The organism is Psychromonas sp. KJ10-5 (assembly GCF_055808325.1).
Genome location: NZ_CM147864.1, coordinates 2055114 through 2079196, shown reverse-complemented (window position 1 = coordinate 2079196; position 24083 = coordinate 2055114). Strand labels below are relative to the sequence as shown.

17 protein-coding genes and 2 pseudogenes are annotated in these 24083 nt (G+C 38.3%); 16 read left to right on the top strand and 3 right to left on the bottom strand.

The genetic code is table 11. The features are described from left to right. Window positions 1-143 precede the first annotated feature (143 nt). A complete protein-coding gene (gene queG, locus AC0L3W_RS09195; RefSeq protein ID WP_290040359.1) occupies window positions 144-1325 on the bottom strand; it encodes a tRNA epoxyqueuosine(34) reductase QueG in 1182 nt (393 codons plus the stop codon). Window positions 1326-1606: 281 nt separating this feature from the next. On the opposite strand from queG, the gene tsaE reads away from it, so the two are divergent. From tsaE to AC0L3W_RS09145, 10 genes and pseudogenes are all read left to right on the top strand, one after another. Further along, on the top strand, window positions 1607-2065 hold the full coding sequence (gene tsaE, locus AC0L3W_RS09190; RefSeq protein WP_409439092.1) for a tRNA (adenosine(37)-N6)-threonylcarbamoyltransferase complex ATPase subunit type 1 TsaE: 459 nt from the start codon (window positions 1607-1609) through the stop codon (window positions 2063-2065). 74 nt (window positions 2066-2139) lie between these two features. Then, window positions 2140-3414 (top strand): annotated as a pseudogene (locus tag AC0L3W_RS09185) (N-acetylmuramoyl-L-alanine amidase); the annotation flags it as partial. A 990-nt stretch (window positions 3415-4404) separates the two neighbouring features. Next, a pseudogene (locus AC0L3W_RS09180) lies at window positions 4405-4689 on the top strand (LysM peptidoglycan-binding domain-containing protein); the annotation flags it as partial. A gap of 18 nt (window positions 4690-4707) precedes the next feature. Then, window positions 4708-6600: a DNA mismatch repair endonuclease MutL gene (mutL, locus tag AC0L3W_RS09175; protein WP_409439093.1), complete on the top strand. Its 1893-nt coding sequence runs from the start codon at window positions 4708-4710 to the stop codon at window positions 6598-6600. Window position 6601: 1 nt separating this feature from the next. Next, window positions 6602-7537, top strand: coding sequence for a tRNA (adenosine(37)-N6)-dimethylallyltransferase MiaA (miaA, locus tag AC0L3W_RS09170; RefSeq protein ID WP_409439094.1), 936 nt, complete (start codon window positions 6602-6604; stop codon window positions 7535-7537). Between the two features lie 154 nt (window positions 7538-7691). Continuing rightward, a complete protein-coding gene (gene hfq / locus AC0L3W_RS09165) occupies window positions 7692-7919 on the top strand; it encodes an RNA chaperone Hfq (RefSeq protein ID WP_113818168.1) in 228 nt (75 codons plus the stop codon). Window positions 7920-8128: 209 nt separating this feature from the next. Next, entirely contained in the window at window positions 8129-9460 is a 1332-nt protein-coding gene (gene hflX, locus AC0L3W_RS09160) for a ribosome rescue GTPase HflX (protein WP_409439095.1), read from the top strand. A 138-nt stretch (window positions 9461-9598) separates the two neighbouring features. Continuing rightward, on the top strand, window positions 9599-10783 hold the full coding sequence (gene hflK, locus AC0L3W_RS09155) for an FtsH protease activity modulator HflK (protein WP_409439096.1): 1185 nt from the start codon (window positions 9599-9601) through the stop codon (window positions 10781-10783). After that, complete coding sequence (gene hflC, locus AC0L3W_RS09150) at window positions 10783-11649, top strand: protease modulator HflC (protein WP_409439097.1); 867 nt, start codon at window positions 10783-10785, stop codon at window positions 11647-11649. Before hflK ends, hflC begins: the two co-directional genes overlap by 1 nt. Window positions 11650-11822: 173 nt before the next feature. Beyond that, the gene (locus AC0L3W_RS09145; protein ID WP_409439098.1) at window positions 11823-13139 is read left to right on the top strand and encodes an adenylosuccinate synthase; all 1317 of its coding nucleotides are present in this window, start codon (window positions 11823-11825) and stop codon (window positions 13137-13139) included. A 456-nt stretch (window positions 13140-13595) separates the two neighbouring features. Here AC0L3W_RS09145 and ispB read toward each other — a convergent pair whose 3' ends face one another. Further along, window positions 13596-14567: an octaprenyl diphosphate synthase gene (ispB, locus tag AC0L3W_RS09140; protein ID WP_409439099.1), complete on the bottom strand. Its 972-nt coding sequence runs from the start codon at window positions 14565-14567 to the stop codon at window positions 13596-13598. 572 nt (window positions 14568-15139) lie between these two features. Here ispB and rplU point away from each other — a divergent pair. The 5 genes from rplU (at window position 15140) to AC0L3W_RS09115 (ending at window position 19734) form a co-directional block, all read left to right on the top strand. Further along, the gene (gene rplU / locus AC0L3W_RS09135; RefSeq protein WP_113818175.1) at window positions 15140-15451 is read left to right on the top strand and encodes a 50S ribosomal protein L21; all 312 of its coding nucleotides are present in this window, start codon (window positions 15140-15142) and stop codon (window positions 15449-15451) included. Between the two features lie 16 nt (window positions 15452-15467). Beyond that, window positions 15468-15725, top strand: coding sequence for a 50S ribosomal protein L27 (gene rpmA, locus AC0L3W_RS09130; RefSeq protein WP_113818176.1), 258 nt, complete (start codon window positions 15468-15470; stop codon window positions 15723-15725). 153 nt (window positions 15726-15878) lie between these two features. Next, window positions 15879-17048 (top strand): Obg family GTPase CgtA, encoded by a 1170-nt coding sequence (gene cgtA, locus AC0L3W_RS09125; RefSeq protein ID WP_290040341.1) that lies wholly within the window; start codon window positions 15879-15881, stop codon window positions 17046-17048. A gap of 453 nt (window positions 17049-17501) precedes the next feature. After that, window positions 17502-18368 (top strand): mechanosensitive ion channel domain-containing protein, encoded by an 867-nt coding sequence (locus AC0L3W_RS09120; protein ID WP_409439100.1) that lies wholly within the window; start codon window positions 17502-17504, stop codon window positions 18366-18368. A 256-nt stretch (window positions 18369-18624) separates the two neighbouring features. Further along, a complete protein-coding gene (locus AC0L3W_RS09115) occupies window positions 18625-19734 on the top strand; it encodes a mechanosensitive ion channel family protein (protein ID WP_290040338.1) in 1110 nt (369 codons plus the stop codon). 51 nt (window positions 19735-19785) lie between these two features. On the opposite strand, the gene barA is transcribed toward AC0L3W_RS09115, so the two are convergent. After that, a complete protein-coding gene (barA, locus tag AC0L3W_RS09110; RefSeq protein WP_409439101.1) occupies window positions 19786-22569 on the bottom strand; it encodes a two-component sensor histidine kinase BarA in 2784 nt (927 codons plus the stop codon). A 115-nt stretch (window positions 22570-22684) separates the two neighbouring features. Here barA and rlmD point away from each other — a divergent pair, with 115 nt between their 5' ends. Beyond that, entirely contained in the window at window positions 22685-24022 is a 1338-nt protein-coding gene (gene rlmD, locus AC0L3W_RS09105) for a 23S rRNA (uracil(1939)-C(5))-methyltransferase RlmD (protein ID WP_409439102.1), read from the top strand. Window positions 24023-24083: the final 61 nt, after the last annotated feature.

The window sequence follows — 24083 nt, the reverse complement described above, 5'->3', positions numbered from 1 at the left end:
ATTTTAAAAGCCGTTGAGCATTAAATTGTTTAACGGCTTTTTTATTACTTTATCTACACTTTGGTTAATAATTATTATAACGCAGAAATCCGCGGGAATAGTGTTGTATCATTTTGCTTATCCTTAATTGAGATTATTTATTTTTAAGCATCTCTAGGTAAGCCTTTTTTTACGGCTTTAATTAAGCGCTGGTTTAATCTGTCTATATTGATTGGCAATTTTTGTTGTTGCTCGGTAAGTGCCCATTCAATATGCTCATTGACTAGTTCATCTTCGCTTTCGGTTAGTTTATTTTGCAAACTAGTAATTACATCAATACTACTTGGTGCATTACCTAGCGCAACGGCGATATTTCTTAGCCACCGCTGATAACCAATACGTCGTATCGGAGAACCTTCAGTATTTTTTAAAAAGGTTGTTTCAGACCAAGCAAATAAACTGAGTAGTGACTGGTTTTGTAAAAAGTCTTTGGCTTGGTAATCTGACTCTTGAGTGGTTTCTGCAAAACGGTTCCATGGACAAATTAATTGGCAATCATCACAGCCGTAAATACGATTACCGATTGCTTTACGAAATTCGCTAGGAATTGCACCTTGTAGCTCAATGGTTAAATAAGAGATACAACGTCGTCCATCCACGACATAAGGTGCAACTATTGCTTGTGTGGGACAGATCTTGATACAGGCAACACATTGACCACACTGATTTTGTTGTGCTTGATCAACGGGCAAAGCAAGATCAATTAATAGTTCGCCAAGAAAAAACCAAGAGCCTGAGTCTTTATCTAATAATAATGAATGCTTACCTACCCAGCCTAAACCTGCTTTTTCAGCAAGCGGGCGCTCTAAAATAGGTGCACTATCAACAAAAGGACGAAAGCCTAACTCGCCAACTTCATTTTTTATCTTATCACCCAACTGCTTCAAGCGTTTGCGCAGTACTTTATGGTAATCCCTGCCTAATGCATAACGACTTATATACGCGAGATCTTTGTCTTCTAAATTAGCAGCAAATTGTGCATCGTCAGGTAAATAATCCATTCTGACGGAAATAACGCGCAAGGTGCCAGGTAAAAGTTCATCTGGACGAGCGCGCATCATTCCGTGCTTTTCCATGTAATCCATTTCACCATGGTATTGGTTATCTAACCAAGCTTGTAAATTTGCTTCTTGATCTTTTAAATCAACATCACTGATACCAACAGCTTGAAACCCTAATGCTTTTCCCCAGGCTTTTATATTTTCAGCTAACGCACTTAACGCAGTCGATGACAGTGGAGTTTTGGGATCTGTTTGTAATACTTCTGATTTTTGATTTTTTGTCATTTGTTATGCATTTCGTTGTGAGAAGTCTATTTTTAGCTGTTTTCTAGGCCATTAGTTTAGCATAACTTACTAAACATGAGTGTTTCTCTTAGCTCGGCTAGAGGTAATTAATTTACTTTCTGGAGTGATTGTTTATGCTGTGCACTAGGCTAGCACTAGTGTGAAGTATCTGCTTTCTGTTATTATCTTCATTAATAGCGCAATTTCAGATTGTTTTTCATGCTATTTAAAGAATTTAGCTGTCAATATACTCAACTCAAGACCGGAATGAATAAATCTCAATGTCGAATCTATTAAAAGAAAAGTTACTGGATGCTGAACAAACTGTTCAATTTGGTAACCGTTTAAGTAAAGCTTGTGAAACTGCTACGTGTATTTATCTACACGGTGACCTTGGTGCAGGTAAAACCACCTTAACACGTGGTTTTATTCAGGGGTTAGGGCATGTTGGTAATGTAAAAAGTCCGACTTATACGTTAGTTGAACCTTATGAATTAGCTGACTGGCAGGTTTATCATTTTGACCTTTATCGTTTATCAGACCCTGAAGAGTTAGAGTTTATGGGGATCCGAGATTATTTTGGTGAAACTAGTCATTGTTTAGTGGAATGGCCTGAGCGTGGTGTTGGTTTTTTACCTAACCCAGATATAGATTTAACCATCGTTTATGTTGGTGAGCAGCGTGAAATTACGTTACAAGCAAATACCGATAATGGCTTAAGAGTATTAAAGAATTTATGATGAATAAGTACAATCCAGTGATGTTATTAAAGCCTCTGTTATCTAGTAAGGTTAGTTTGCTTTGCGCTTTCCTGATGATGCAATGCATTAGTTTAAGTGTAGCTGCGGCTCAAAATGAACTAAAAGGTGTACGTACCTGGCCTTCTCCTGACAATACTCGGGTTGTACTTGATCTCGCCAATAAACCTCAATACGAAACCCATTATCTGACTAAACCGGATCGTTTAGTGATTGATTTAACTGGAACGCTTAATAAAGCGAACTTAAATGCGATTACTAATAAAGGTAAGTTGATCACTCGCATTCGCGAAAGTAAAACAGCAAAAGCGAATACTTTTCGATTGGTGATTGATTTAACCACTGCGAGTAAAGCAAGAATTTTCAGCTTACCGCCAGCAAAGCCCTATGGGCACCGTTTAGTCATTGATTTACCAACAATTGCTACCAAGGTTCCCACTAAAATAGCGGCAACGCCTAATGGCCGTAACATTATCGTCGCGATAGATGCTGGTCATGGTGGTGATGATCCGGGGGCTTTGGGTAAATATAGTTACGAGAAAAAAGTCACACTACAAATTGCTAAACGCTTAAAAAACACTATTGATGCACAACGTGGTATGCAATCATTTTTGATCAGAACTGGTGATTATTTTGTTAACTTAAACAAACGTTCTGAAATTGCACGTAAAGGTAAAGCAGACTTTTTAGTGTCTATCCATGCCGATGGTTTTACTTCTAGTCGCCCTAAAGGTGCGTCTGTTTGGGTATTATCTAATCGTCGAGCGACCACTGAGTTAGGTCGTTGGATGGAAAAAAATGAAGCGCAATCTCAGTTATTAGGTGGTGCGGGAGATTTAATCCAAGACTCAGACAGTGTGCCATTCTTGAATAAAATGCTCTTGGATATGTCCATGGGGAATACCATGGGGGTGGGTTATAACATTGGTAGCTTAGTGACAAGTGAGCTATCTAAAGTTACTACCATGCATAAAAAAGAGCCTGTGCATGCCAGTCTTGCAGTATTAAAATCACCTGATATTCCTTCTATCTTGGTGGAGGCTGGGTTTATTACTAATCCAACTGAAGAACGTTTACTTAACCAAGCTGAGTTTCAAGCTAAAATAGCGAATGCAGTGTTTAAAGGGATTTACAAACACTTTAGTTTAAAACCACCTCAAGGGACTTTGTTTGCTCAGAAAAAACATGCGACTAAACATACGGTGCGAAGTGGTGAGTCGCTATCAATTCTTTCTAAGCGCTACAGTGTGAGTGCGGCAAAACTCAAAAGCTTTAATCATTTAACATCTAGTTCTTTAAAAATTGGACAAGTATTAAGTATTCCAGAGAATTATCAGGTTGTAGTTGAACCTGAACCTCGTGTTACTTCAGTGCAAAAAGCGACAACCCATATAGTTAAACGAGGTGAGTCTTTATCAGTAATTGCTAGTAGATACGGTAAAACTACTGCGCAATTAGTGGCTTATAATAACTTATCAAATACCACACTATCGGTGGGACAAAAAATTGCTATTCCTGGTGCGGGTAATGCAGCATCGAATACACAAACAGTAGTGGTTAAAACACCTGTCGTTCATACCGTTGTTCGTGGCGAGTATCTATCAGCCATTGCTAAAAAATATAATAAAAGTATTAAACAGTTAACCTCATATAACAAGCTAACCTCAACTACATTACGCGTCGGGCAACGTCTTAAAATACCTGGTGCTTACACCGAAACAACAAAGACACGTGTTGTGGAGAAAAAGGTGGCTCCGAAAGCACCAGCACCGGAAATAAAACCGCAAATAAAAAGTCAGATTTATACGGTGAAATCAGGTGACTCTTTATCGGTTATTGCTGAAAAGTATGCGACGAATATTACCCACCTTAAACAAGCGAATAATTTAAAATCTAGTGGTGTCTTTGTTGGGCAAAAATTGAAAGTACCAGGCGGGCAAGTACAAGCTGAACCTAGACGCCTTCATGTGGTTAAAAAAGGTGAGTTTTTATCCGTCATTGCTAAAAAGTATGGTACCAGTACATCGACTTTAAAAAGTTATAATAATCTTAAATCGACCTCTTTACGTGTTGGTCAAAAGATTAAAATACCTGGGGCGGGGAGTTCAAACTATCAAGCACCTGTAGTGAAAGTAGAGGAGCCAACAGAGCATAAAGTAGAGCGTGGTGAGTCATTGTCTGTAATTGCGCAACGCTATGATAGAAGCGCTCAACAGTTTCAAGCTTATAACCAGTTAAGTTCGACACGTTTGTCTGTAGGCCAAGTACTGAAAATTCCAAGTAAAAATTACAGCGCACCGGTTCGACCATCAACACATACCGTGGAAAAAGGCCAATCTTTGTCAGTGATTGCAAGCCGATACGGCGTGTCTACACAACAGTTAAAACAGTTTAATGGCTTACGTTCAAATTCATTAAATATTGGTCAACGTTTAAAAATACCAACGGCTAGCGCGCAAAAAACACAACATAAAGTGCGCAGTGGAGAGTCATTGTCGGTAATTGCACAGCGTTATGGTACAACTACCAGTGCAATTATTTCGACTAATAATTTACGTAGTAAATCATTGGCTGTTGGCCAAGTGTTAACAATTCCTGTGAGCTAGTTTAACGAGTCTATTATCATGTCAATTCAGATATTACCTGCACGTTTAGCTAACCAAATTGCGGCTGGTGAAGTGGTAGAGCGTCCTGCTTCTGTGGTTAAAGAGTTAGTGGAAAACAGTTTAGATGCTGGCGCCACCCGTATTGAAATAGAAATAGAGCAGGGTGGTGCTAAGTGCATGCGCATTAAAGATAACGGTAAAGGTGTCAGTAAAGATCAATTGACACTTGCATTAAGCCGCCATGCTACCAGTAAAATAAGCCATCTTGATGACTTAGAGGCGATTGTCAGTTTAGGTTTTAGAGGTGAGGCATTAGCCAGTGTAAGCTCTGTTTCTCGATTGACTTTTACCTCTAAACCTGCGGACCAAGAGCAAGCATGGCAAGCCGTTGCTGAAGGCAGAGATATGCAAGTTAATGTACAGCCTGCCGCTCATCCGCAAGGGACAACTGTTGAGGTGTTGGATCTGTTCTTTAATACACCTGCTCGACGTCGCTTTTTAAAAACAGAAAAAACTGAATTTCAACATATAGACGAGTTAATCAAGCGTATTGCATTGAGTCGCTTTGATATTGCGCTCACTCTCAAACATAATAGAAAAATCGTAAGGCAGTACAGAGCTGCGCCAGAACAGGTACAGCAGGAAAAACGTATTGCAGCTATTTGCAGCGAGCAGTTTATTCAACATGCGGTGTTTTTTGAACATGCAGACCAAGCTTTGAAGATATCCGGTTGGGTATCGGATCGTTTATCTCCTCGTCCATTAGCTGATGTGCAATATTGTTATATCAACGGACGCATGATTCGAGACAAATTAGTGAATCATGCGATTAAACAAGTGTTTGCACACTTTATTCCACAGGGCATGTTTCCTGGTTATATTATTTACATTGAATGTGATGCTAAAGAGGTGGATGTCAATGTGCATCCTGCTAAACATGAAGTACGATTCCATCAAGCTCGCTGGGTGCATGACTTTATCAGTAGCACGCTAAACTCAACTTTGAGTGATAGCTCATTATTAAGTCATGATGTTGAAGCGCAGCAAGCTACTGAGCAACCCCGCGTAGCAGAGCATGCTTACCAACCACCAAGTCAGTTATCCGGCGGGCAGTCCGGTGATTACAATCAAGCTTCGAACAGCGAAGCGAGCCCTCGTCGTGGTGAGTATTCTGGTACTTCTGGTGGTTATTCTGCGATGCCAGCCCGCCCACAATTAGACCATCAACAAGTTGGTGCTTATTGTGATTTTGTGGCGGAAGCGTTCCAGCAGGATATTGCGTTACCCAGTAATACAACGAGTACACAAAGTTCTTCCGCAATGGCTAAATTAGTCAGTGTGATTGATCAAGAGCATTTGCTGATTCAACCTATTGCTGCTTCATTAAGTGCATTAACATCGAATGGTTTATTGATCATGTCACTGTCTAAAGTGCATAAAAATAGCGTGTCTGCTCAGCTATTCAATGCTTGGCAAGATGGTGAAGTGATTTCACAACCTTTATTGTTGCCAGTACGCTTTAAATTGAATGCTGAGATGTTAATTGTAGCAGAGCAAGCTAGCACATTATTAGCTCGCTTAGGTTTCACTTATAAATTTCAATCGCAGTTTGTGATTGTTAGTCAAGTGCCTGCCGCTTTTAGACATGCTCCGATTGCGACTATTTTACCGCAGCTATTCGATTCATCCAACCAGGTAGATAGCCAAGTAGAAAACCAAAATAGCGAGCAACAAGTGAAGCAATTATGTGATCAACTCAGCCACTTATTAGTAGCTCAAGAGTCTGAAAAAGCGTTTTCTGCAACAGAGATAAATCCTTTACTTGAAGCATTAAGCAGTTTGTCAGAGGAAGCACTACAAAGCTGCTTTAAACAACCTAATTTGTCATTATTATTACAGGGTATTCAATAGAATGACCGACACCATTACCAGCGCCTTTCCAAAAGCGATTTTTTTAATGGGGCCAACTGCCTCAGGTAAAACAGATTTAGCGATCAAACTGGCTCAACAATGTCGCTGTGAAATCATTAGTGTGGATTCTGCACTTATTTATAAACAGATGGATATTGGTACAGCCAAACCAAGTGCAGAAGAGCAAGCTTTAGCTCCTCACATGTTAGTTGATATTATTGACCCTACAGAGAGTTATTCCGCGGGCAATTTTCGTGATGATGCATTGCATTTAATGAATGAGATTGTTGCTAGAGGTAATACGCCTTTATTAGTAGGCGGTACCATGTTGTATTATAAGGCCTTAGTAGAAGGTTTATCACCTTTACCGAGCGCAGATCCAATAGTACGGGCAGCAATAGAAAAGCAAGTTAATGAAAGCAGTTGGCAAGCACTACACGAAGAGCTTCAACAGATAGATCCCGTTTCTGCGAAGCGTATTCATGTTAACGACCCACAACGATTGGCTCGTGCCATTGAAGTGTACCGTATTACAGGTAAAAGCATGACGGAGCTGACCGAAGTAAAAAGTGATCCAATCCCGTTTGATGTACAACAATTTGCGATAGCGCCATCTGAAAAAGCAGTGTTACATGAACGTATAGAGCGTCGTTTTGATCTGATGTTAGCTGGTGGTTTTGAGGAAGAGGTCAGAGCCTTGTATGAACGTGGCGACCTACATTTAGATTTACCTTCCATGCGCTGTGTTGGCTATCGTCAAATGTGGGAATATATAGAAGGAAAAATGGATTATGAAGAGATGCGTTTCCGAGGTGTCGTTGCGACTCGCCAACTAGCTAAACGACAAATGACCTGGTTAAGAGGTTGGAAACAAAATATCCATTGGTTAGAAAGTGCCGATCTAGATAACTTTGAAAAAATTAAAGGTGTTTTATAAGCGTCCAAATCTAGTGCAAATCGTTAGTTATTTAAATTACAAGAGGATAGAAGGAGGTACGGATCAAAATTTTACGTTTTCAGTCGGTTTTTTTCTATTCCTTAGTTATACTTATATTTGATTATAATAATAAAGAACACTTAAGGAATCGCTAATGGCAAAAGGACAATCACTTCAGGATCCTTTCCTAAATACCTTGCGTAAAGAACGAATCCCTGTCGCAATTTATTTAGTAAATGGAATAAAGCTACAAGGGCAAATAGAGTCCTTTGATCAATTTGTCATTTTATTAAAAAATACTGTTAGTCAAATGGTATATAAACATGCAATTTCTACTGTAGTACCTAGTAGAGCATTACCAAGTATCACTCACGAAGAATAGTGTACTTATTTAATGAAATGGGAATTATCCTATTATAAATAAAATGGCTTGCTTAATGCAGGCCATTTTTTTATTTAATAGTGGTCTCTTTTCTAATCTATACAGTATATTCATCTGACAGCTGTGATAGGATTAAATTTGATGTTTAGTCTTGAAATCTCGTCATTAAGCACCACCTATTATCTTTACTTATTATATTGGAGAATTATTTGTTTGATCGTTATGAAGCCGGTGAACAGGCTGTTTTAGTTCATGTCTCTTTTACAGATGAAAATAATAAAGAAGATATTGATGAACTAAAGTTGTTAGTTAGCTCTGCCGGTGTTACACCTGTTGCCACAGTAACAGGTCCTCGTAAGTCACCTCACGCACGTTTTTTTGTTGGTACAGGTAAAGCGCAAGAAATTGCAGATACCGTTCATACCATGGGCGCTGATATTGTTATCTTCAATCATGCATTATCACCTGCACAATTGCGTAATATGGAGCAAAAGTGTGAGTGTTTAGTGTTAGATAGAACTGCATTAATTCTGGATATTTTTGCACAACGCGCACGCACCTATGAAGGTAAATTACAAGTTGAGCTTGCACAACTTCATTATATGTCGAGCCGGTTAGTACGTGGTTGGAGTCACCTTGATAAACAAAAAGGTGGTGTTGGTATGCGTGGTCCTGGTGAAACTCAGTTAGAAACTGATAGACGTTTATTAAGCGCTCGTATCACAACGATTAAATCAAGGTTAAACAAGGTATCGAAACAACGTGAGCAGGGCCGTAGAGCTCGTCTTCGTAATGAAGTGCCAACGGTTTCGCTGGTGGGTTACACCAATGCCGGAAAATCGACTTTGTTTAATCAAATTACCGAAGCAAAAGTGTATGCTGCTGACCAACTATTTGCGACCTTAGACCCAACATTACGCAAAATTTCAGTAGATGATGTAGGTACTTGTATTTTAGCTGATACAGTAGGCTTTATCCGCCACTTACCACATGATTTAGTGGCAGCTTTTAAGGCGACCTTACAAGAAACACGTGAAGCAACTCTGTTGTTACATGTAGTGGATTGCTCTGATGAAAACTACTTGGCCAATGTTGAAGCTGTAGAAGAAGTGTTAGCAGAAATTGATGCTAGTGAAGTGCCTCATTTAATGGTGATGAATAAAATTGATGCGCTAGAAGAAGCGGAACCAAGAATAGACTATGATGATTTAGGTGTGCCAACTCGCGTTTGGTTATCAGCACAGCAAAATATTGGTGTAGATCTATTGTTTAATGCTTTAAGCAGTTTATTATCGGGTAAGATTCGTTCATTACAATTATCAATACCACCTGCTCAAGGCAAGTTGCGTGCTCTATTTTATCAATTAGAGTGTATTGAAAATGAAAGCTATGCAGAAAATGGTAATTGTGTAATCGATATTCGTTTGAATAACACCGATTGGCAACGTTTAATAAAGCAAGAAGGTGACTACATAGAGCAATTTGTAGTGGATAATAATTATCAAACAGTGGCAGAGTTAGAGAAAGAAGATTGGACCTAATATGTCATTAAGCGCTTTATTATTAGACTGAACATTGTTACATTGCAGTAATAGTTTAAGTGTTTGGTAAATTCTTTTAAATGATTCATTATTAAACAGATTTTATTAATTCAATTTATGAGTAAATCAGGAGCTAACATGGCTTGGAATGAACCGGGTAAAGATGATAAAAAAGATCAAGACCCGTGGAACAAAAACGATAAAAAGAATGAGCAGGGACCTCCTGACTTAGACGTTGTTTTTCAAAAGATATCTGGATTTTTAGGTGGCTTATTTGGAAAGAAATCTACACAAGGTCCTTCTAGTGGCAACAGTGGTAATGGCGGTAAGGTTGTTGCTATTGCCATACTAAGTATCATCGCTATTGTTTGGTTCGCCAGTGGTTGGTATACCATTAAAGAATCTGACCGTGGTGTTGTACTGCGTTTTGGTGCTTATCATTCACAGGTTGAACCTGGTTTACATTGGAATCCAAAGTTTGTTGATCAAATTATTCCAATTAACGTTGAAGCCTTCCGTACCTTACCTACATCTGGTTTTATGTTGACCGAAGATGAAAATATTGTACAAGTTTCAATGGAAATTCAATACCGAATCGTTGAGCCTGAAAAATATCTATTCAGCGTAACTAATGCTGATAATAGTTTATTACAGGCGTTAGACAGTTCTTTACGTTTTGTTATTGGTCATTCAACTATGGATGATGCATTAACAACAGGTCGTGAAGTGGTTCGTCAAGAAACGTGGGAGATGCTTAATAAAATTATTGAGAGCTACCACTTAGGTATCCAAATTCTAGACGTGAACTTACAACAAACACGTCCACCTGAACAAGTTAGAGATGCCTTTGATGATGCAATTGCTGCACAAGAAGATGAAGAGCGTTTTGTACGTGAAGCTGAAGCTTATGAGCGAGAGAAAGAACCAATTGCACGTGGTCAAGTTAAACGTATCGAACAACAAGCTCGTTCATATGAAGAAGGTATTATCTTAGAAGCGCAAGGTGCAGTTGCTAAATTTAATCAATTACTACCTGAGTACCAAGCTAACCCTGAAGTCACTCGCCAACGTTTATACATTGAAACGATGGAGAAAGTATTGGGTAATGCATCTAAGGTATTAATCGATAACAAAGCAGGTGGTAACTTAACTTTCCTTCCGCTTGATAAATTGATGGATAAGTCTAACAACACAACACGTTTACCGGTTGAAACTGAGATCGAAACACGTTCACGTGAAGATCAAAAAGCAGACCTAGATGAGCGTGCCGCAATTAATGAGAGAGCTTCGCGTAGCAGCCGTACAACGGGGAGAGACTACTAATGAAAAAATTATTAATACTACCAGCAATTTTGTTTATAGCTTTCATTAGCAGCGCGTTTGTTGTTTCTGAAGGTCAAAACGGTATTGTTTTACAGTTTAGTAAAGTAAAACGTGATAGTGATAATAATCCAGTGGTTTATGCACCTGGTTTACACTTCAAAGTGCCATTTATCGATACTGTTCGTGTTATGGATACACGTATTCAAACGCTAGATGACCAACCAGATCGCTTTGTAACATCAGAGAAAAAAGATTTAATCATTGATTCTTATGTTAAGTGGCAAATTGATGATTTAGCGGTTTATTACTTATCAACTGGTGGTAATAAAATGCAAGCTGAAGCGTTATTGAAGCGTAAAATCAATAATGGTCTGCGTAATGAAATTGGTTCACATACGATTAAAGATATTGTCTCTGGTAAACGTGGTGAAGTGATGGAAACGGCATTGAAACGTATGGCACGTTCATCTGAGTTAGGTATTAAAGTAGTTGATGTGCGCATCAAGAAAATTAATTTACCGGATGGTGTGAGTAATAGTGTTTACAAGCGTATGCGCGCCGAGCGACAAGCTGTTGCAAGAGAGCATCGTTCAGAAGGTCAAGAAAAATCTGAAGTGATACGCGCTAATATCGACCGTAAAGTATCTATTATGCTAGCTCAAGCAAATAAAGAGTCTGCTGAGATACGTGGTCGTGGTGATGCAACATCATCTAAAATTTACTCAGAAGCCTTTGCTAAAGATGCTGAGTTTTATGCCTTCATGCGTAGTATGCAAGCTTATCAAAAAAGCTTTGCAGACAAACAAGACGTAATGGTATTAAGCCCTGACTCAGACTTCTTTAAATATATGAACAATAAGAAATAATATTCACTATTTATAGTTCGAAATTAAATACTAAGTGATTGTAAAAAGGCCGATTTATCGGCCTTTTTTTTATTTTAAATTATATATGTCGCGATAAACTCACAAAGATATTGATCCAACTGTTTAAACTTTGCTAAAATCCCCGCTCAATTCGCTAGAGATATGTGATTCTGATGGGAAAAAATGTAGTAATTCTTGGCACTCAATGGGGTGATGAAGGTAAAGGGAAAGTAGTTGATCTACTTACAGACAAAGCGCAATGGGTTGTACGCTATCAAGGCGGCCACAATGCGGGTCATACACTAGTAATCGATGGAGAGAAAACAGTACTTCATCTGATTCCATCAGGCATACTGCGTGAAAACGTAAAATGTGTCATCGGTAATGGTGTGGTATTAGCACCTGATGCATTGTTCAATGAAATGAACATGCTTATTGAGCGAGGCATTCCAGCCAAAGAGCGTCTTTCAATTAGTGAAGGTTGTCCTCTAATTCTTCCTTACCATGTAGCATTAGACGTTGCGCGCGAAAAAGCACGTGGCAATAAAGCTATTGGTACAACTGGTCGTGGTATCGGTCCAGCTTATGAAGATAAGGTTGCACGTCGTGGTTTGCGTGTAGATGACTTATTTAATATGGAGAAGTTTGCCGTTAAACTTAAAGAAGTAATGGAGTTCCATAACTTCCAATTAGTTAACTACTATAAAACTGACCCAGTAAGTTACGAAGATGTATTAGCACAAATGATTGAAATGGCTCCGCTATTAATTAGCATGGTTATTGATGTGACAGATGAGCTTGATAAAGCACGTCTACGTGGTGATCTTATCTTGTTTGAAGGTGCACAAGGTACGTTATTGGATATTGACCACGGTACATACCCATACGTAACATCATCAAACACAACCGCTGGTGGCGTTGCTACTGGTAGTGGTTTTGGTCCTACACATCTTGATTACGTACTAGGTATCGTGAAAGCTTACACAACACGTGTTGGTTCGGGTCCTTTCCCGACTGAGCTTTACGACGGGGTTAAACACTTAGACCCTGCTGGTCACCATATGGGCACAGTCGGCCATGAATTTGGTGCTACAACAGGTCGTTTACGTCGTACAGGTTGGTTTGATGCAGTTGCGATTAAACGTGCAGTACAGTTAAACAGTATTACTGGTTTTTGTTTAACTAAGCTTGATGTATTAGATGGGTTAGAAGAAATTAAGATCTGTACTGGTTACACTATGCCTGACGGTAAAGTTGTTGATGTACCACCTATGTGTGCGGATGGTTATGAGCAGGCTGTTCCTGTTTATGAATCAATGCCTGGTTGGTCTGAAGTATCATTTGGTGTTACTACTTATGATGCACTGCCTGCTAATGCAAAAGCTTACATTAAACGTCTAGAAGAGTTGACTGGGATCCCTATGGATCTAATATCAACTGGTCCAGATCGTAACGAAACAATTATCCGCGTTAATCCATTTAGCGAATAGTATTAATCACATTGAATAATTGATTTAAATTTTGCGCCTGAGAAATGACTTAGTTCAAGACGTAATTTAAGTCTTTAGACGATTAACTTGGTTAATTGTCTGTTGGAGAATTAACGACAAGATGTTAATTCTCTAATAGTTGCCCTATTTACGAAAATTACAACGAAGAAATAAGTTATTTTAACAAGTAAAATAGATCAGTTAATTAGTGTGGTTGGTATAGGTATAATTGTGTTAAAAAAGGCCCGCGTTATTTTTGAAAATAGCGCGGGCCTTTTTGATCTTGCAAGATATTAAATAGTTAGTCAGTTTAACTAGGTAAAAGCCTCGATAAGCTCGTCAAAAATAGACATAAAAAAGGGACAATACGTAGATATTGTCCCTTCTATTATTCGTGTTGTCGTTGATTGTGTTACTACTATTAAACCTAATGAGTAGTGCTATTAACTATAATGGTTAGCTTTTTCGGTTAGCTGCAATATGCGCAAGACTGATCAGTGCTTGCTTGTAATCACTGTCAGGTAGTATTGCAATAGCATTAATGGCTTTGTCGGCTTCTTCCATCGCACGTGCTTTTGTATATTCTAGAGCTTTGGTTTCGTTTAAAGCTTGCATGATAGTCTCAAAATTTTCGATCCCATTGCCTTTTTCAATCGCTTCTCGGATCAAGCTAGTTTGTGCTTCGTTACCATGCTGCATTGCATATAGTAGGGGAAGAGTTGGTTTGCCTTCTGCAAGATCATCTCCGGTGTTTTTACCCATTTCTTTAGCGTTAGATGCATAATCCATGACGTCGTCTGTCAGTTGGAATGCAGTACCTAGATATTTACCGTAATCCAATAGAGCATTTTCAATATCTGTCGATTGCTCACCTAGTACTGCAACTAACTGTGTCGCAGCTTCAAATAGTTTGGCTGTTTTGAAGTAGATAACGTCCATATACACTTTTTCAGTCGTATCTGGATTATTACAATTCATTAATTGTAATACTTCACCTTCAGCAATGACGTTGGTCGCACTAGCTAGTACTTTCATTACTTTAAGGTTTTCTAGCTCGGTCATCATTTCAAAAGAACGGCTATAAAGAAAATCACCTACTAATACACTAGCAGCATTACCAAATAGGGCGTTTGCGGTTTTCTCACCGCGCCGCAATTCTGACTCATCAACAACATCATCATGTAATAACGTGGCCGTATGAATAAACTCAATGATAGCAGCCAATTTTGTTGTTTCTGGAGAATGTACTTCTAAGGCTTGTGCAGCTAGTACTGTGATCAAAGGGCGAATGCGTTTACCACCACTATTGATGATGTAAAAACCAAGTTGATTAATTAATGCAACATCAGAGCTCAATTGCTCAGTAATCAATTGATTAACTTGAGTCATGTCTGTAGAAGAAAGCTGCTGAATTTGTTTAATATCCATGCCAAAAAAGTCCCATTGGAAATAGTGGGTGTATTATTCCCGTTTCTTCAGCATATCTCAACTCCATAGGGGTATTTACAGAGCCTTAATCATCATTTAATAATCAACTATGAAGTTAAGCCGATTTTAGTTGATTATTACGATTTTATTTTGCTTCTTTTTAATACTTTTTTTGTTGTTTTTTAGGTAAATTGTGAATTATAAAGTTTATCTATTTAACATTTGAAGTTGTTTTAGTGGTTAACATGACCATTTACTGAGTGAGTGGCGGTAGTTTTCCTGCTTTTAGAGGGGCTTTTATTTGTTATAATGAGCCTTGAAGATTTATCGAAATATTAGCAGTGTATTTTATTTGCGTCATATCGAGAATAATTACAGCTGATTTTTAGCCACTTTTACCGTGATTTTTACGGTGAATAAAAAACTACAATATAATTGCAATATTTTACTTAAAAGCCATTGCCAAATTGACAATCTCTCTGTAGAATCCGCGTCCATTGTGATTAATTAGTGCGCTCTCGATGTTCTGTTTGAAATAAAACAACACGAGATGCCTGAACGGAGTAAGAAACATGTACGCTGTTATCCAGAGTGGTGGCAAGCAACACCGTGTTGCTGTTGAACAAACTCTTCGTTTGGAAAAACTTGATGTTGAAGCTGGTGCAACTGTAGAATTTGATAAAGTTCTATTAGTAGCAAGTGCTGAAGACGTTAAAGTTGGTGTTCCATACGTTGAAGGTAGTAAAGTTACTGCAGAAGTAGTAACTCACGGTCGTGGTAAAAAAGTTAAAATCGTTAAGTTCCGCCGTCGTAAACATTCTCGTAAGCAAGCTGGTCACCGCCAGTGGTTTACTGAAATTAAAATTACTGCGATTAACGCTTAATTAGGAGTTATTAAAAATGGCACATAAAAAAGCTGGTGGTAGTACTAATAACGGTCGTGATTCAGAAAGTAAACGCTTAGGTGTTAAACGTTTTGGTGGCGAATCTGTTTTAGCTGGTAACATTTTAGTTCGTCAACGTGGTACTAAATTCCACGCTGGTCTAAATGTTGGCCTAGGTAAAGACCACACACTATTCGCTAAAGCGACTGGTACTGTTAAATTCGAAAAGAAAGGTAAGCCTGTTCGTTCATTCGTGAGCATCGTAGCTGAATAATTTATTTCGAAGCAAATTTTAAAAAGCCTCGCAAATGCGAGGTTTTTTTTTGTCTATCTATTTCTATTGAAAATAAAAAATGTGATCTATGATCAATAGAAATAGGTATAATCGTCGCTCTATAAGTAGCGGCTATGTTTTTTGGAGGTTGTAATGAAGTTTGTTGATGAAGCAAGAATTAAAGTTGACGCTGGAGACGGCGGTAACGGCGTAGTCGGCTTTCGTACTGAAAAATATATTCCTCGTGGTGGCCCTAATGGTGGCGACGGCGGTGATGGTGGCGATGTTTATCTAGAAGCCGACGAAAACTTAAATACACTGATTGACTTCCGTTTTGTTCGTTTTTATAGCGCTGAGCGTGGTGAAAATGGTCAAGTATCAGACTGTACTGGTTCACGTGGTAAAGATAAGATCATTAAAGTACCGGTTGGTACACGTTGTCGTGATGATGATACTGGCGAAATCGTTGGTGATTTGACTAAAAACGGTCAAAAGTTGATGGTCGCAAAGGGCGGTTTCCATGGTTTAGGTAATGCGCGTTTTAAAACGTCTACTAACCGTGCTCCTCGTCAAAAAACGGAAGGTACACCAGGTGAAGTACGTAACTTATTATTAGAGTTATTACTACTTGCCGATGTGGGCATGTTAGGACTACCTAATGCTGGTAAATCTACGTTTATCCGTAGTGTGTCAGCTGCTAAACCTAAAGTTGCTGATTATCCATTTACTACCTTGATCCCTAATTTAGGTGTGGTAAGTATGGGCCATGGTAATAGCTTTGTTATTGCTGATATTCCTGGTCTAATCGAAGGTGCTTCTGATGGTGCTGGTTTAGGGACTCGTTTCTTACGTCACTTAGAGCGTTGTCGTGTATTACTGCATATGATTGATCTTCTACCTGCGGATGGTAGTGATCCTGCTGAAAACGCATTGGTTATTTTAGATGAATTGAAAAAGCATAGTCCGAAATTAGCTCAAAAACCACGTTGGTTAATCTTTAATAAAACAGATTTGTTATTAGAAGATGAAGCTGAAGAAGTCATGCAACGTGTTAAAGATGCACTAGAGTGGGATGGACCAGTTTATAAAGTAGCGGCTATCTCTAAAACAGGTACTACTGAGCTATGTAAAGAGCTAGTAGCTTACATTGAAGAGTTACCAGTTGAAACAACACCTGAAGAAGAACGTCAGCAGGTTGAATTCCAATGGGATGATTATCATAAATCTGCTATTGATGCAGTTGAAGGTGCCGTTCGTATTGATGATGAAGACGACTGGGACGATGAAGATGAAATGATGGAAGTCATTTACGTCAGAGATTAATTAACTCTCTTCATTGTGAATAGTAAAAAGCCGTTTAGAGTAATCTAAGCGGCTTTTTTGTTGTAAATTTTTACAAATAAGAGATCTAAATTTAACATGGGAAAATGTTCCAGGTTAATACCAATTATATTAAATAAGTGATCTAAATTTTACGCAGGAAAAATGACTGAGTTCAAGGCGTAATTTTAGTTAAATAGTTGTTCTATTTGCGAAAATTGAAACGAAGAAATAAGTTATTTTAACAAGTAAAATAGATCAGTTAATTAGTGTGATTGGTATAAGGCTTAACTTGAGGTAAGTGTTTAGTCTATTAACAAAACTTATAACAAGAAATCAGTTATGTTAATAAGTAAATTAGATCTGTTAATTCGTGTGATTGCTATTAATAATAAGCTGGTTTTTATCTTACTATAAAATAGTCCATTTTTAGTGTTTTCGAAATTAGGAGTAACCATGTCCTCGGTTGATCTTGCTGTGTCAGAAAAAAATAATACAGTAGTAAATATGTTTATGCCATTGGTTGAGTGGATCCAACAACATCAAACACTTATCTGGGAATCTATCATGCAGTTGGTAGTGGGTATATTGATTATTTACGTGGGTGTTTCACTGGCTCGTCTATGCACCCATTTATTAAATAAAACGTTAATAAAGAAAGCCATTGATCAAACTATTCGTGACTTTATCTGTTTAATATTTCGATATACATTCACCACTATTAGTATCATTGCTGGGTTAGCACATATAGGTGTACAAACCGCTTCTTTAATCGCTATTTTAGGGGCGGCCAGTCTAGCCATTGGCTTAGCATTAAAAGGCGCATTATCTAATTTTGCAGCTGGTATCTTATTAATTGTTTTACGCCCTTTTAAATTAGGTGATTTTATTGAAGCGGCTGGTACTTCTGGCACTGTTGAGTCGATTCAAATCTTTAATTGTATTTTAAAAGCTGGGGATAATAGGTATATCGTCGTGCCTAATCGCAGTATTTTAAAAAGTAATATTGTGAACGTTTCTCGTAAACCGGAACGTCGCATTGATTTGGTAATACGGGTTGGTTATAAAAGTGATTTAAAGCAAGTTAAAGCGTTATTAGAAAGTGTGGTATTAGCTAATGAAAAAGTCTTGGCTAGCCCTAAGCTGCAAATTGCAGTGTCGGAGTTAGCCGGATCTAGCGTTAATTTAGTGGTTCGCCCTTGGGTCAAGTCATCGGATTATTGGTCGGTGCGTTTCGCGCTAACAGAAGCGATTAAAGTCGCTCTAGATGACGCTAATATTAACATTCCCTATGCTCAACTACAGGTGCATTGTAAAACTTAAGGTGAGCTTTTTAAATCTAGGTTGTAATTGGTTAGGTGAATGCAACCAAGTCTGATTAGCCCTTTTTTGAAACTTAATCCCACTATTTATGTCATTATGGATAATGATTTATAGGGAAGGGGAGTTTTGTAACCTGGTGTATTCATTATGAGTATTCTTATTTATGTGATCATTTATCGATATTGTAAATATATTATTACCAATCACAGGCACTGAGTGAGCGGTATTAAGTCTATTTTTTATTTTGAGGTTTTTTATGCTTGATAAAGTTGAGTTATATATCAGCGATTGGGTGAGCTCATTAAATATTGAGAGTTGGGTTGTCAATTTCTCATTATTACTTTGTGTCACCATTTTAATACAATTAGTGTGGCGCTACTTTGCCAAAAAAATGGAAGAGGCTATTTTAAAAACCTCGAATAACTGGGACGATATTGTCTTTTTCGCCATTAATAAACCTGTTAATTGGTTGATTTTGTTAATGGGAACTTCCACTTCACTACGAGTTGTAGCTGAAAGTGAAGGGCTAGGCATTTCTGATTACCTTCCACTAGGGCAAAAGGTCGCTGCTTTATTTTTAATTGGGTGGGTATTCTGGCGTTTGGTTTATAAAGCCGAGCACACCTTTGTGGCTGATGAAAAAAGAGACACAACGACTGTTACAGCATTAGCTAAGTTAGCTAAACTATCTATTTTAACCTTCGTGACATTGTCTATCGTGCAAACGTTAGGAGTTAGTATCTCTGGGGTATTGGCATTTGGTGGTATGGGGGGACTGATCGTCGGTATGGCGGCTAAAGATTTACTGTCTAACCTGTTTGGTGCTGCTATGGTTTATATGGATAAACCTTTCAAAGTAGGGGACTGGATCCGCAGCCCTGATAAATCGATAGAAGGAACGGTTGAAGAAATAGGTTGGCGTGTTACCCGTATTCGTACCTTTGATAAACGTCCTTTATATGTGCCAAATAGTTTATTCACGCATATTGTGGTAGAAAATCCTTCTAGAATGAGCAATAGACGTATTAAAGAGAACTTTGGCTTACGTTATAAAGATATTTCACAGGTCGAGGCGATTATAAAAGCGGTACGTGGGATGCTACAGGAGCATAACGATATCGATCAGTCACAGACGTTAATTGTGAATTTTGATGTGTTTAATAATTCATCGTTAGACTTCTTTATTTACACTTTCACTAAAACAACCAATTGGATTTTATTCCATGAAGTTAAACAGGATGTATTATTGAAAGTGGCTAAGATTGTCACTGAGCACGGCGCTGAGTTTGCCTTCCCGACACGGCAACTACATTTAGATCGTGAAGACCATCAACGTTTATTAGAAAGCGCTGATAGCGTTAAATAAAGGCATAAAAGCTTATAAACGCAGACTAGACTAAGTCTGCGTTATATCTCACTAGCTTAAATAATCTTGTGCAGCTTTCTCTACGTTATCCAGTTCGTCTAACAATTCTAATAACTCAGGCTCTAAGTGATCTGGACTAATATTTCTTTTTAACTCTTTCTCTATTAAGCCTGCAATGCTTTTTAATTGCGGTACGCCACTATAACTACATCCCCCATGGAATTTATGGATTGCTTGTGCAAATGCTTCGTTATCCACTTCATTAACCATCGCACTATTTGCAAGCTTACGAATTGGGTCAAATTCATCTAGTAGCATACTGAGCATCTCTTTCGCTAAATCTTCTTTTCCTGCTGATTGCTGTAAAGCTAAATTCCAGTCAAATGATTTTTTGACGGTAACTGCGCTGGCTGCCATTTGCGGAGTGATATTTTCTATATTAGTTTGCTGGATTGTTTCAATTACCTCAGCATCAGGTACCCATTTATTGATAATTGCTTGCAGTGCAAGTTCATCAATTGGTTTGGCTAGACAGTCATCCATCCCTTTTTGTAAAAACTTCTCTTTTTCACCGGGTAATACGTGTGCGGTAACAGCAATAATTGGACTGTTTTGATTTAACGAGTCTTTTTTGATTTGAGCGCAGGCGCTAATACCATCTAGTACCGGCATTTGTATATCCATAAAGATAATATCAAAAGGTGTGGTCTTAGCATGGTCAACGGCTTCCTGCCCATTTTTACAGGTGGTTACATGCTGAACTCGGTCTCCTAACATGGCAGAGATGAGTTTTAAATTAGCACGATTATCATCCACCGCCATCACATTGATTTTCTTTCGTTCTAAAGGCGTGGTGATTTGTATTCTTGCGGGTACGGTTTCATTAGAGACTAATGCGTTAGCAAAGTTTTTATGGTTAATAGGTTTACCTAAACAGTGAGTTACACCTGTTTTCATAACCGTATCAAAGGTACTTGGATCACTACAGTTAATTAATACAATGATATTGTCTGTATATTGCTTAGCTTGTTCAATCGCTGTTAATAAAGGATTAATATCTAAGTTATTACTGTGACCGATTACTATGCTGTCATAGTTTTTATTGAGCGATTGCTGCCATTGCTCCTGGTTATCAATAATTGTTGCATTGGTTTGCCACTCCTCCAATAGCTCGGAACAAGCACGAACCGCATAAGCATTACTTTCGTACGCCAGTACTGAACGCTCAGCTAATCTTTCTAATGGCAATGATGTTAGTGGAGTTCGGCTACTTTTTTCAATCACGACAGTAAACCAGAAGGTTGAACCTGCATTTGGTGTTGACGTTAAATCGATTGCACCTTTCATTTGACGCACTAGTTTTTGAGTAATTACTAAACCTAGTCCAGTACCACCATATTGGCGTGTGATGCTGCTATCTGCTTGGCCAAAGGCTTTAAATAGCTGTTCTTGTTGGTCTTTAGAGATACCAATACCGGTATCTGAAATAGTAAATTTCAGTTTAATGCATTTATCGGTGTCATTTTCTGGTTCGGTTCGTTCTATTTTTACTTCTATATTACCTTTCTCAGTAAACTTCACTGCGTTACCGATTAAGTTAGTCAGGATTTGCTGTAAACGCATGGCATCACCGACTAATTCTTGAGGAACATCGGGAGCCACGATCATGCTTAATTCAATATTTTTCTCATGCGCACTTTGAGCCAATAAATGCATGGTTTCATCAATACTGTCTCGGATATCAAAAGGGATGTACTCTAGATCTAATTTACCAGCTTCTAGTTTAGAGAAATCTAAAATATCATTGATAATATTAAGTAAGTTACCTGCTGAGCGCTCGATAGTTTGTAGGTAGTCTACTTGATTATTAGTCATTTTAGTTTTCAGTAGTTGCCTTGCAAAACCGATTACACCATTCAAAGGGGTACGTAATTCATGACTCATGTTAGCTAAGAATTCAGATTTAACTGAAGCGGCTTGCTGTGCTTCTTTACGAGTAATATCGAGCTCAATATTCTGCACTTCCATTTGGTCTAAGGTTTCACGAAGCTCACTTGTCGCTAAGTCGATACTGTCCTGCATCTCTTCATGGTGTTTAGACATCGCCAAGGCCATCTCATTAATACCATGTTGTAATAAGCCTATTTCACCTGTGTATTCACCTTCAACACGTGAATTAAGCCGACCTAAACTGATTTTCTCAACAACCGAGGCCATGTCGGAAATAGGGGCGGTAATACGTTTGGCTTGTTTAAAGGCAAGATACAAGCTCCCTAAGATACCCAGTAATACCACTAATAAAGAGATTGCTGCATCCCGATATAGCAGTAACTCAACTTGATCTTTATTGATCTCCAAAGCTACATAACCAACTACTTTACGCGGTTGATCAAAGGTAAGCTGGTATTCTAAGTAATTGGTTTCATCAATAATTGGACTATGAATAACGATGCTATCACCAGTATTACTAATTTGTGGCAAATCAGGGATAGGTTGATTGTTATCTAACCTTAACTTTTCATAGTCGCGATGGTAGTTACTAATTACAAACAGTTCATTATCGGCAGTGAAAATAGCAATACTCTTGATCATAGGGCTATTTTTTCGATGAGTGGTACCAATCAAACGACGTAAAATAGTACGTGTTTCATCTTGCATACCATATTCACTGGCGATAGATAATGCATCTGCAATATTCAGTGCTCTGTCAATTAAAAACTCATCGGCTTGTTGAAAACGATGGAATGAAAAGTATCCTGCTAATATCCCGCCAATAAGAACGGTTGGTAAAACGGTGTAAGCAATAACTTGTGCGCGTAGGCCATATTTAGTCATAAGGTAAAATCTAATTTAAATGGAGTAATGAATGCTTGTATTTTTTGTGTGACAATAGCGTTCCGATAAACGTAACCGCTATCATGGCATAGCTTACTTCACCTGTGAAATATTTATGGCCCAGTTCTTCAAAGCATCACGCACAAATAAGCAAAATAATAGAATAATTAAACATTGTCAGGTTGATAAACTTGATCATCAAGGAAGAGGCATGCTTTTCCACCAAAATAAACCCATGTTTGTGGAAGGGGGATTAATTGGTGAAATACTTGATGTATGTATTGATGAAGATAAAAAACGCTATAAAAAAGCCAGTATTGTAAAAATACAAAAAGCCAGTGAGTTACGTATTGAACCAAATTGCCAACATTATCAAGAATGTGGTGGCTGTCATTTGCAACATATTGAACAAAGTAGCCAAGTGAGTATTAAACAACAGGGCTTAATAGACTTATTCGAACGTTTTGCAAAATATAAACCAGAACAATTAGCGCCGACTATTAGTTCATCACCTTGGGCATATCGTCGTTGTGCTCGATTTGGTGTTATCTACGATAAAAAAAGTAAAAAAGTACAAATGGGCTTTCGTCGCTCAGGGAGTAGTGAGTTAATTAATCAACAAACTTGTCCTGTGCTAAAGCCTGCTTTGGCACATTTGATTGTGCCGATTAAAACCCTGTTAAATCAGTTACAGGGGAAAATGTCCCTAGGGCATGTAGAAATGGTAGAAGCGGATAATACGGTGGCAGTGTTACTACGTCATTTAAAGCCGCTTTCAGTGCAAGATAAACAACTGATCGTGGATTTTTCAGCATCCCAAAATATTCAGTTCTACGCGCAAAGTAGCTCAACAGAGATTCAATGTTTAACCAGTGATACGCGTTTAAGCTATTCGTTAACGCAACAAGATTGTCATTACGAATTTAATATTAATGACTTTTTACAAGTAAACGCAGAAGTAAATGAGAAAATGGTAGCACAAGCTATTGATTGGTTAGCGTTAAAACCAAGCGATCGCGTATTAGACTTATTCTGTGGTTTAGGTAACTTTAGCTTACCTATTGCTAAATTAAGTGAGCAGGTGGTAGCGGTTGAAGGCGTGCAAAAAATGGTGGATCGCGGTACAGTCAATGCGTTACAGGCTGAATTAAACAATGTGCAATTTTTTCAAGCAGATTTAAGTGACTTAAATGCGTTGCAAGCGGACTGGGCACAGGGCAGTTATCAAAAGGTGTTATTAGATCCTGCTCGTGCTGGTGCAGCAGAGTGCATGGGTTTTATAATCAATAAACAGCCGACGCATATTGTCTATGTTTCCTGTGACCCTGTGACGTTGGCAAGAGATAGTGAGCAATTGTTGAGTGGTGGGTATAAGCTGAGCAAACTTAGTTTAATTGATATGTTCCCACAAACTGCTCATATGGAATCGATGGCACTGTTTACTAAAGCATAGTGTTGAACGTATAGGCTTTGTTAAGAATAAGCAGACTATCACTTTATAACTTGGTAATTTT